General features: G+C 42.6%; 8 protein-coding genes and 2 tRNA genes. 6 read left to right on the top strand and 4 right to left on the bottom strand.

What is annotated here, in order from left to right; translation table 11 throughout:
• Window positions 1–49: 49 nt before the first annotated feature.
• The 3 genes from C9J12_RS29095 to orn form a co-directional block, all read right to left on the bottom strand.
• Window positions 50–125: transfer RNA gene (locus C9J12_RS29095), tRNA-Gly, on the bottom strand.
• Between the two features lie 31 nt (window positions 126–156).
• A tRNA-Met gene (locus tag C9J12_RS29090) sits at window positions 157–233 on the bottom strand.
• 129 nt (window positions 234–362) lie between these two features.
• On the bottom strand, window positions 363–908 hold the full coding sequence (orn, locus tag C9J12_RS29085) for an oligoribonuclease (RefSeq protein WP_107246791.1): 546 nt from the start codon (window positions 906–908) through the stop codon (window positions 363–365).
• A 79-nt stretch (window positions 909–987) separates the two neighbouring features.
• On the opposite strand from orn, the gene rsgA reads away from it, so the two are divergent.
• From rsgA to C9J12_RS29060, 5 genes are all read left to right on the top strand, one after another.
• Window positions 988–2,040, top strand: coding sequence for a small ribosomal subunit biogenesis GTPase RsgA (rsgA, locus tag C9J12_RS29080; RefSeq protein WP_107246793.1), 1,053 nt, complete (start codon window positions 988–990; stop codon window positions 2,038–2,040).
• A gap of 210 nt (window positions 2,041–2,250) precedes the next feature.
• The gene (gene asd / locus C9J12_RS29075) at window positions 2,251–3,126 is read left to right on the top strand and encodes an archaetidylserine decarboxylase (RefSeq protein ID WP_107246789.1); all 876 of its coding nucleotides are present in this window, start codon (window positions 2,251–2,253) and stop codon (window positions 3,124–3,126) included.
• A gap of 135 nt (window positions 3,127–3,261) precedes the next feature.
• A complete protein-coding gene (locus C9J12_RS29070) occupies window positions 3,262–4,677 on the top strand; it encodes an SLC13 family permease (protein WP_107246786.1) in 1,416 nt (471 codons plus the stop codon).
• Window positions 4,678–4,943: 266 nt separating this feature from the next.
• Complete coding sequence (locus C9J12_RS29065; protein WP_107246783.1) at window positions 4,944–6,827, top strand: methyl-accepting chemotaxis protein; 1,884 nt, start codon at window positions 4,944–4,946, stop codon at window positions 6,825–6,827.
• A 330-nt stretch (window positions 6,828–7,157) separates the two neighbouring features.
• Window positions 7,158–7,883: a carbonic anhydrase gene (locus C9J12_RS29060; protein WP_407675710.1), complete on the top strand. Its 726-nt coding sequence runs from the start codon at window positions 7,158–7,160 to the stop codon at window positions 7,881–7,883.
• 443 nt (window positions 7,884–8,326) lie between these two features.
• Here the strand turns inward: C9J12_RS29060 and epmA are convergent, their stop codons facing one another.
• Entirely contained in the window at window positions 8,327–9,298 is a 972-nt protein-coding gene (gene epmA / locus C9J12_RS29055; RefSeq protein WP_107246781.1) for an elongation factor P--(R)-beta-lysine ligase, read from the bottom strand.
• A gap of 550 nt (window positions 9,299–9,848) precedes the next feature.
• On the opposite strand from epmA, the gene C9J12_RS29050 reads away from it, so the two are divergent.
• Window positions 9,849–10,140, top strand: a 292-nt coding sequence (locus C9J12_RS29050; protein ID WP_146150133.1) for an FAD-binding protein, incomplete at its 3' end; no start/stop codon positions are given.

Raw genomic sequence — 10,140 nt, 5'->3', positions numbered from 1 at the left:
AAGTACGGTAACAACTATCATTTCACAGCTTATCGCTATGAAATCAATTTGGAGCGACACACGAGGCTCGAACTCGTGACCTCAACCTTGGCAAGGTTGCGCTCTACCAGCTGAGCTAGTGTCGCATCTCTGGTCCTTGTCTCTCAACAAGTAAATTGGTTGCGGGAGCTGGATTTGAACCAACGACCTTCGGGTTATGAGCCCGACGAGCTACCAAACTGCTCCATCCCGCGTCCGATTTTCACAAAAAGGAACAAACACGTTATTCCCTTTCGAGGCTGCGCATTATACGAGGAAAAATGACGGATGCAATAGATCTAAATAAAAATCCGCACATTTTTCTTTAAGTGCTTATTTTACCATCAAATAGTAAAAATATGCTCACGATAGTAGCGCAGTTCAGCGATTGAATCATGAATATCATCAAGCGCGAGATGACTGCCCTTCTTAGAAAAGCCATCAAGTAACTCTGGTTTCCAGCGTCGTGTTAATTCTTTAATCGTGCTTACATCTAGATAGCGGTAATGAAAGTACTGTTCTAGCTCAGGCATATGCTTATATAAGAAACGACGATCTTGACCAATACTGTTGCCACAAATAGGAGATGCGCCTTTCGGTACCCATTGTTCTAAAAACGCAATAGTCTGTCGGATCGCATCTTCTTCCGTAAATGTACTTTGACGAATACGCTGAACCAAACCACTGTTAGTATGTGTATTTGTGCACCAATCATCCATTTTCGCTAATTCAGCTTCAGACTGATGAATAGCTAAAACTGGACCTTCGGCTAAAATATTCAATTGAGCATCGGTCACGATAGTTGCGATTTCAATGATTTGATGGATTTCTGGATCTAAGCCAGTCATCTCTAAATCAACCCAAATAAGATTCTGATCGCTGATTGTCATTCGATATTGCCTATTTTGTGACTAAACCATGTATCATACTTGGCTTATACTGAAAGCCAACCAAACTGGCGATATTCTTGTGGCAAAAAAGAAAAAGCTGACTCAAGGGCAGAGCCGTCGCGTACGCTCTAACCAAAATAAACGACTAAATCGCGAAAAAGCCGAAGTCCAGTGGGATGAAACGCTGCTTGAATCAGCCCGTGAAGGTCTGGTCATTACCCGTTTTGGTCAACATGCTGATGTCGAAGATCCTCAAACAGGGGTTATTCATCGTTGTAACCTACGTCGAAGCATTCAGAGTTTAGTCTCTGGTGATCGTGTGGTATGGCGTCCAGGTGTTGAAACATTACATGGTATTTCAGGTGTCGTAGAAGCCGTTCACGAACGTAAATCAGTACTAACTCGTCCTGATTACTACGATGGCGTAAAAGCTGTTGCAGCAAACGTAAACCGAATCATCATTGTTTCGGCAATTTTACCTGAGCTGTCACTCAATATTATCGATCGCTACTTGATTGCAGCCGAGACTGTCGGCATCGAACCTCTAATCGTATTAAATAAAATCGATTTATTAGAACCAGATGTTCGCAAGCAAGTGGAAAAAACGCTTTCTCTTTACCAAAAAGTCGGTTACGAGCTGCGTTATGTAAGCTCTGAAACGGGTGAAGGTATGGAAGAACTAAAAAATGACCTTAAAGATCGAGTGAATATCTTTGCAGGTCAATCTGGTGTAGGTAAATCAAGTATGATTAATACCTTAATGCCAGAGGTGAAAGCTGAAATCGGGGATGTTTCTACAAATTCAGGTTTAGGACAACACACAACAACTGCTGCTCGCCTTTACCATTTTGAAGGTGGGGGTGATCTTATTGACTCACCAGGTGTTCGTGAATTTGGTTTATGGCATTTAGATACAGAACAAGTCACTAAAGCCTTTATTGAGTTTCGAGAGTATTTAGGTGGCTGTAAGTTCCGTGATTGTAAACACAATAACGATCCGGGCTGTTTAATTCGTGAAGCCGTTGACGCAGGAAAAATCAGCCGTGAACGCTTTAAGAGCTACCATAAAATAATCGAAAGCATGTCTGAAAACGTGGCAAATCGTCAGTTTTCTCGTAACAAGCCAAGCTAAATAAAACCTAACAGTCTCTACCGTATCGTAGAGGCTGTTAGCTCTTCATTCGTAATGCAACAACGCCTTCTTAGAACAAAGCCTCATACTTAGACCTAATTAACTGACTTTTTAGCGACTTTTAGGTAATATTCTCGGTTCGAGTTATTCCTAGATGTTAAAAAGAATAACTAGACTGTTGATTAATTGATACTTTCTGGATACCACACTGTGCTTGATAACATTAAAATTGGCCTGCAATATTGCACCCCAAAACATGCTTTAACCCGTTTAGTAGGCAAACTCGCGTCATTAGAAGCAGGAAAGCTCACTACCGCGATCATTCGTTGGTTTATCGGTCAGTACAAAGTTGACATGTCTGAAGCGCGAAACTCAGATCCAGCGGCTTATTCAACATTTAACAATTTTTTTGTTCGAGAGCTAAAGGAAGGTGCTCGTCCAATTAATAACGATGACAGCATCATAAGCCACCCTGCTGATGCTTGCGTTAGCCAATTAGGCCCGATTAAAGAAGGTCGCTTATTCCAAGCTAAAGGGCATTATTTTGATGCTTGTGAATTATTAGGTGGTGATAAAGCACTGGCTGAAGAATTTGTTGACGGTGATTTTGCCACGCTTTACTTATCACCGCGTGATTACCACCGTGTACACATGCCGTGTGATGGCACATTACGCCAAATGATTTACGTGCCAGGTGATTTATTCTCAGTAAATCCACTTACAGCACAAAATGTACCGAATCTATTTGCACGTAATGAGCGTGTCGTCTGTATTTTTGATACAGCACATGGCCCTATCGCTCAAGTACTAGTAGGTGCAACGATTGTCGGCAGCATAGAAACAGTTTGGGCTGGCACAGTTACCCCACCAACAGGCCCAGAGGTTCGTCGTTGGGATTACCCTGCAACAGGTACGCAAGCCATTGTATTGAAAAAAGGCCAAGAGATGGGTCGCTTCAAACTCGGTTCTACGGTAATTAATTTATTCCCGAAAGACATGGTACGTTTTGTTGAAGCAATGAAACCAGAACAACCAACACGCATGGGTGAACCTTATGCCGAGTTAGACAGCTCTGAGAAAGAGTAACAAGTTAACAGTTTTAGAAAAAAGGGGCGCTTAGCGCCCCTTTTTTAATGCGAAAAATTGACCATATCGAGGATTATTCACGCATTCCAATAGTATGCTGATTTGTAATTATTTTTATAAAGGCAAATACATCATATGGAAAGATTATCAATATCGCTGTTCGTAAAGCTGCTCGTTGCTTTCGGGATTCCCCTCGGTATTTTGATGATCCCTATCGATGCCATTCCCATCGAAGGCCTTACCCTTATTCAACATCGCCTTCTCGCCATTTTTGCACTAGCAGCCTTGCTTTGGGTGCTTGAGCCCGTTCCCGTGTTTGCCACGTCTATATTGATCATTGCTTTAGAACTGATCATGATTTCAGATAAGGGGCTGCACTTATTCCGAACGCCACCAACTGGGCATGAAATGGGCGAGGTGATGCTATATACCGATATTTTCGGTGCCTTCTCTTCTCCAATCATAATTCTCTTTATGGGGGGCTTTTCTTTAGCCATTGCCGCATCTAAATATGAACTTGATAACAATCTCGCTCGCGTTTTGCTCAAGCCTTTCGGTACAGAACCTCGATACATCATGCTGGGGTTAATGCTGATTACGGCCGTGTTCTCAATGTTTATGTCTAACACCGCAACAACCGTTATGATGCTGGCGCTATTAGCACCCATTGTCGCCTCGGTACCTAAAGGAGATATCGGGATTAAAGCCTTAGTATTATGTATTCCTATTGCAGCCAATACCGGTGGCATGGCTACCCCAATAGGTACACCACCTAACGCCATCGCACTGCAATATTTAACCGGTGACAACAGTATTAGTTTTCTAGGTTGGATGATGTTTGGTTTACCTTTTGTCATCGTACAGCTCGCATTTGCTTGGTGGTTATTGCAAAAGCTATTCCCATCGACACAAAAACGCATGGTACTGAAACTGGAAGGCACATTTCAAAAGAGCTGGCAGGCCATTGTGGTATATATCACTTTCGCGATGACTATCATTTTATGGATGACCACAGCACTACATGGCATGAATACCTATGTGGTCTCGATTATTCCTCTCGCCGTATTTACCTTAACGGGCATCATGGGCAAAGAAGAGATCAAGCTCATTAACTGGGATGTACTGTGGTTAGTTGCAGGGGGAATCGCGATAGGGTTGGGGCTTGATAAAACTGGCTTAGCATCAGCATTGGCTCTCTCCATCGACTATGATTCACTCTCGCCAATCGCCGTCGTATTAACCCTCTCCATGATTTGTTGGTTAATGGCCAACTTCATGTCTAACACCGCCACCGCCAACTTATTGATGCCCATTGCTGCTGCGGTTGCCGCTTCAATGGAAAGCTTAGTATCAATCGGTGGATTACAAGGTGTGCTTGTGGTTGTCGCATTCTCGGCATCACTTGGTATGATCTTACCTGTTTCTACTCCACCCAATTCACTGGCTTATTCAACAGGCTTAATTGAAAGTAAAGACATGGCAAAAACCGGGATTATTATTGGCCTAGTGGGTTTGGCTATCGTATACGTTGCCGCACTCATTATTACGTAAGTGTTAAAATAATGGGGAGAAGAATCATTTCTCCCCGTTTGGATTCCTCGTGTTTCACTCGCTCTGCTAAATTTGGCTGCATATCACACTTCCTATCAGCCACCTCATGATATTGACTGGTTTTTGCTTTTTATCATTAAGTTATATTTCACTTCTGCCGATAATCATAGTAGTTCATATTGCAATAAATATAACGACAAGAACGTTAGACGTTTTCAAACCGATACGTCTACCGTTACCTGTCGACACCATGCAGAGATTTTTTTATGAGATATACGATCAAGTTTAAAATCCAAATAGCGATTGCGACTATTATTGCCGCCGTCAGCACTGTACAAGCTTGGATTTCAATAAACCAACTAAAGCAAGAAACGACCACCGAAATCAGCCGTCAAATGACAGATATTGGTGAAGCTACCAGCCGCTACATCAGTAATTGGCTAGATACGCGCAGCGATATGATGCTAGCCAATGAACCATTGATTGCGAGCGAAAATAATATCGATCGCGAACTACTATTAACCAAACGCGCAGGGCATTTTCTGTCTGTTTATGCTGGGTTTTCAGATGGTAGTATTGCTTACGGTGATAAATCGGAAGATTGGCCAGCAGATTATGACCCACGCACTCGTCCTTGGTATAAAGATGCGACTTCAGAAAGCAAGTTAGTACTTACTGACCCGTACAAAGATTTCGATGGCAGTATTGTCGTGAGTTTTGCTAAAGCATTTCGGGGGCAAAATTCGGGAGTATTAGCCGCTGATTTAACGGTTAATCATATTATCGACCAAGTACTCAATTTAGAGTTAAACCATGACGGTTTTGCTTTTTTAATTGACGGTAATAATCGTATTGTCGCGTATCGCGATGAGGCATTAAGTCAGCAACCACTTACTCAGCTTGATAGTGAGCTAACACCTGACCTTATCCGCAAGCTGCAAAATGACAACGCCATTCATACCTTCACGCTAGACAGTGAAAACAGCGAGAAGATGGTTTTTGTCACTCCGATCGCTGGCACAAACTGGACACTGGGTATCATCGAAGATAAGTCCTTAGCATTCGCCTCGATTACCGAACAGATGAAATTCCTGGTTCTGGCATCGCTAGGGCTGTACATCATCATTTCAATTATTGCGACACTGATCATTAATAACTTACTGCGCCCGCTGAATAACTTAAATAAATCAGTAAGCCAATTAGCCCAAGGCAGTGGTGATTTAACACAACGCATTGAAATTGAACGCATGGATGAAATCGGTGAACTTGCTGATAGCATGAATCGATTTTTATCACAGCTACAAGCGATGATTAAAGATGCTGTCGCTCACTCACACACTTTAAGTGAATACGCCGATACCTCATCAAAGCAAACCATGCTGGCCTCTGAGAAAGTCGCCGAGCAGCAAAACGATGTAAATCAAATCGCCACCGCGATTCATGAAATGTCGGCAACATCGGGCGAAGTGGCTAGCCATGCTGAAATGACGGCCGCCGCCGCACAGGCATCGACGAATGCCTGTGATGAAGGTCAGCACGTTATCGGGCAAAACCGTGATGCAATTACAATGCTAGCCAATCAAGTGCAAGAAGCCGCAACGGTTATTCATGAACTCGAAAGCAACGCACAAGGCATCAACCAAATTCTGTCGACCATTCAAGGTATCGCCGAGCAAACGAACCTGCTGGCACTTAATGCTGCAATTGAAGCTGCACGAGCTGGAGAGCAAGGGCGAGGCTTTGCCGTGGTCGCCGATGAAGTACGTGTATTGAGTAAGCGTACCCATGATTCGACCGAAGAAATTCGTAGTATGATCGATACCTTGCAAAAGAATACCCACCAAGCCGTGAACAGCATGAAAGCAAGTACCGATCTTGCAGATAAAAGCGTGGGCTATGCTGAAGAAGCCAACCAGAGTCTGTGTAAAATTACCGACGCGATTACTGAAATTTCCGACATGGCGACCCATATTGCCAGCGCTGCAGAAGAACAACGCGCAGTGAGCGAAGATATCAGCCGTAATACCCAGGCGATTAAAGATGTCTCTGACCATTTAGCAAATCAAACTCAAGAAGTCAGCCAAAGCGCACAAAAAATCAGTGATTCAGCTGGGGCTATGCGACAAGATATGTCTCGTTTTAAGGTGTAATAACAACGTAAATCACCACTGTTACACACTTTCAAAGCGCCCAAATTATTCATTATAGTTTGGGCGCTTTTCTACCTCGCTCACCTTTCATTTTCACTCGTTTATCCTTCCGTCTGGTTCTTTCATATTAATAAGCGCTCAAAGGTATTTATTCCTGTGAACTTTGATTTCGTTTATACGGGCATAAAATTTCAATTTGCGGAAGTGAGTACACATTTTTCTGTTCGATATTGTTGTTAGCTCTTAATCTCTGCTTAAATTAAATACATTGGCTAAGTGACATCACATCTGTTGGCAAGATGCCCCATTACAGAAGAAGAGGAACTCTCAGTGAAAAAAAGAACACTGCACGTACTAGCATTCGCAATGGTGACCACATGGGCAACGACAAGCTACGCTGCTGAATGGAGTTATACTGGCGAACATGGCACTGAACACTGGGGAGAGTCATTCGCAACTTGTGCTGAAGGAGTCAATCAAACACCGATTGATATTAACCAAACAACCCAAGCAGAGCTGGCACCATTGCATCTTGATTACGAAGGCCAAGTGACTGAACTCGTGAATAATGGTCACACCATTCAAGCTAATTTGACTGGTAAAAATACGTTAACGGTTGATGGGAAAACCTTCGAACTAAAACAGTTTCATTTTCACACCCCTTCAGAGAATTACTTAAAGGGTAAGCAATATCCACTGGAAGCGCACTTTGTACATGCCACAGACAAGGGCGAATTAGCGGTTGTTGCCGTGATGTTTGATGTTGGTCCTCGTAGTAACAACGAGCTCACCACGCTGCTAGCATCAATTCCAAGTGATGGACAAAAAATTGAGCTAAAAGAAGCACTCAACCCCGCAGATTTACTGCCAAGAGATCGCGAATATTACCGCTTTAATGGATCACTAACGACACCACCTTGTAGTGAAGGCGTACGTTGGTTTGTTATGCAAGAACCACAAACCAGCTCAAAAGCACAAACTGAAAAATTACAGGGGATTATGGGGAATAATGCGCGTCCGTTACAACCACTTAATGCGCGCCTGATCTTAGAATAAAAAGCAGGATAAAATCGGTGTGTGTATACATAACAAGGATGATTATGGGATACGAATGGCTGGCACTAACTGCTGCGATGTCGGTATGGTTGTATTGTTATCGTAAAAATCGCCCAACATGTAACTGATAACCATTTGCATTTGAGGCGTGAATTGATTATAGTCTTTCCTATTGCGATAAAGCACCTTGAAATCCTAATCATTCGTCGCTGTGCAATAGCAAAAGTTTTGAACAAGTCTTCAAAACAGACCCCTTCTAACAAAAGGGTTGGTAAAGACTAGCTGGTTCCCCCCCCTATTTATCTGCCTAGTGCAGAGAAATAAAGCCCGCATTATTCTGGCTTTCGTCAGACAAAAAAGCGCAGTTAATAGCTGCGCTTTCGTCGTTGATATCGCGACTCAATAACGCAGCTCAACACCACTAAAGATCAATATCTAATAAATCAGGCAATATCGATCGGAAATGCAGTAACTTGATCAATATGATCCAGCCTTAATGCAAGCATGATCAAGCGATCAATACCCAGCGCAACACCCGCACAATCAGGAAAGCCAGCACGTAACGCTTCAATAAGATGTAAATCAATAGGTTGTGGTTTTAATCCCATGCTAATACGCTTCATATTATCTTGTTCAAAGCGTACGAGTTGCTCATCACCATTGGCTAGCTCATGAAAACCATTCGCCAGCTCGATCCCTTTAAAATACACTTCAAAACGTTCTGCAACACGGTTATCTGTTGGGTTTATTTGTGCCAACGCTGCTTGAGAAGCCGGAAAATCATAAACAAAAGCAGGAACTTGCTGCCCTATTTTATTTTCAACACCGATGCTGAATAATAATTGCAGTAAAGTATCACGATCCTGTTCAGGATCAGCGATATCAGCCAACCCTAACGTACGTGCTACGCCTTTAAGCTGCTCCATCGTCCCTTCTAAAGGGCATACTCCAAGTTCTTGAATAAAGGCTTGCTGATAGCTCACACGTTCAGCTTTATCACATTGCAATACCAGCTGTAGCAGCTCATCCATTTCATTCATCAAATCATGGTGATCAAAATCAGGTCGATACCATTCCAGCATCGTGAACTCAGGGTTATGGTATCGCCCCGATTCTTCATTACGAAATGACTTACAAATCTGATAGATAGGACCACTTCCAGCCGATAAAAGACGCTTCATGTGAAACTCAGGGCTGGTCATCATATACAGCGTCTGCCCTCCAGCGTAACCCGGGCCTACAAATTCTGTTTGAAAAGTATGTAGGTGTACATCGGTCACCGTCGCCTGACTCATCGCTGGCGTATCGACTTCGATAACCTCCTTGCCAGCAAAGAAATCACGAATGGAAGAAAGCACAGCAGCGCGTTGCTTAAGCTGTTTTATAGAAGCCGTTGGTTGCCAAGGCTGAGACATAACACCCTTCTTTTTATTAGGTAAGATCATCTATAGGCATAATATCAAAGCAAAGAACAGGCAACACGCCAAAAAACATAACCACATGAAATAAAACGGATTAATTAATTGCGTCATGTTATGAATAGAATACAACTAATTGTTACGAGTTAACCTCAAAAGAACATACTGATTACCAACCGACAACTAACACAAAACTAACCATTCCAGCATAAAATCAACATTTAGGTTCTTTGCTCTACCTAATTTGTTTTAGTTTATTTTTATTATTAGTGACTTAGCATTAAAATCAGAAACACATAAGTAATGAGCTAGAAACAATTATCACAAAATAAACCGGTCAATTAACATCCATAAAACATTACATTTTGTGACAAAAATCACAATTATTGTAATCACCTTATACTTTTGGGCTATTTCCATAAGAAAGCTGCGTCTAAATCAACTTTTTTATCTATTTTGTTGCATAGAATATACCTAGGATTTCAAGGATAGGTGCACTGTTGCGCACCTGTTAAATTTTTTATCGTCTTACCTCCGGAGGATAACTGTGAAGACAATTACCACAGATATCGCTGTAATCGGTGCTGGTGGTGCTGGCCTACGTGCTGCCATCGCTGCTGCTGAAGCAAACCCAGACTTAGAAATTGCACTTATTTCTAAAGTTTACCCAATGCGCTCTCACACTGTAGCTGCAGAGGGTGGCTCCGCTGCCGTCATCAAGGATGAGGATAGCTTAGACAATCACTTCAACGATACCGTTGGTGGTGGTGACTGGCTATGTGAACAGGACGTTGTTGAATATTTCGTAGAAAACGCGACTCGCGAGATGACCCAACTAG

This window comes from Photobacterium frigidiphilum (assembly GCF_003025615.1).
GTDB lineage: Bacteria > Pseudomonadota > Gammaproteobacteria > Enterobacterales > Vibrionaceae > Photobacterium > Photobacterium frigidiphilum.
This window is presented reverse-complemented; position numbering and strand designations above follow the sequence as displayed.

Coding starts and splice junctions, on each gene's coding strand:
- epmA (WP_107246781.1), bottom strand. CDS start 9,298: ATGTCTCAGCCTTGGCAACCAACGGCTTCTATAAAACAGCTTAAGCAA.
- C9J12_RS29065 (WP_107246783.1), top strand. CDS start 4,944: ATGAGATATACGATCAAGTTTAAAATCCAAATAGCGATTGCGACTATT.
- C9J12_RS29070 (WP_107246786.1), top strand. CDS start 3,262: ATGGAAAGATTATCAATATCGCTGTTCGTAAAGCTGCTCGTTGCTTTC.
- orn (WP_107246791.1), bottom strand. CDS start 908: ATGACAATCAGCGATCAGAATCTTATTTGGGTTGATTTAGAGATGACT.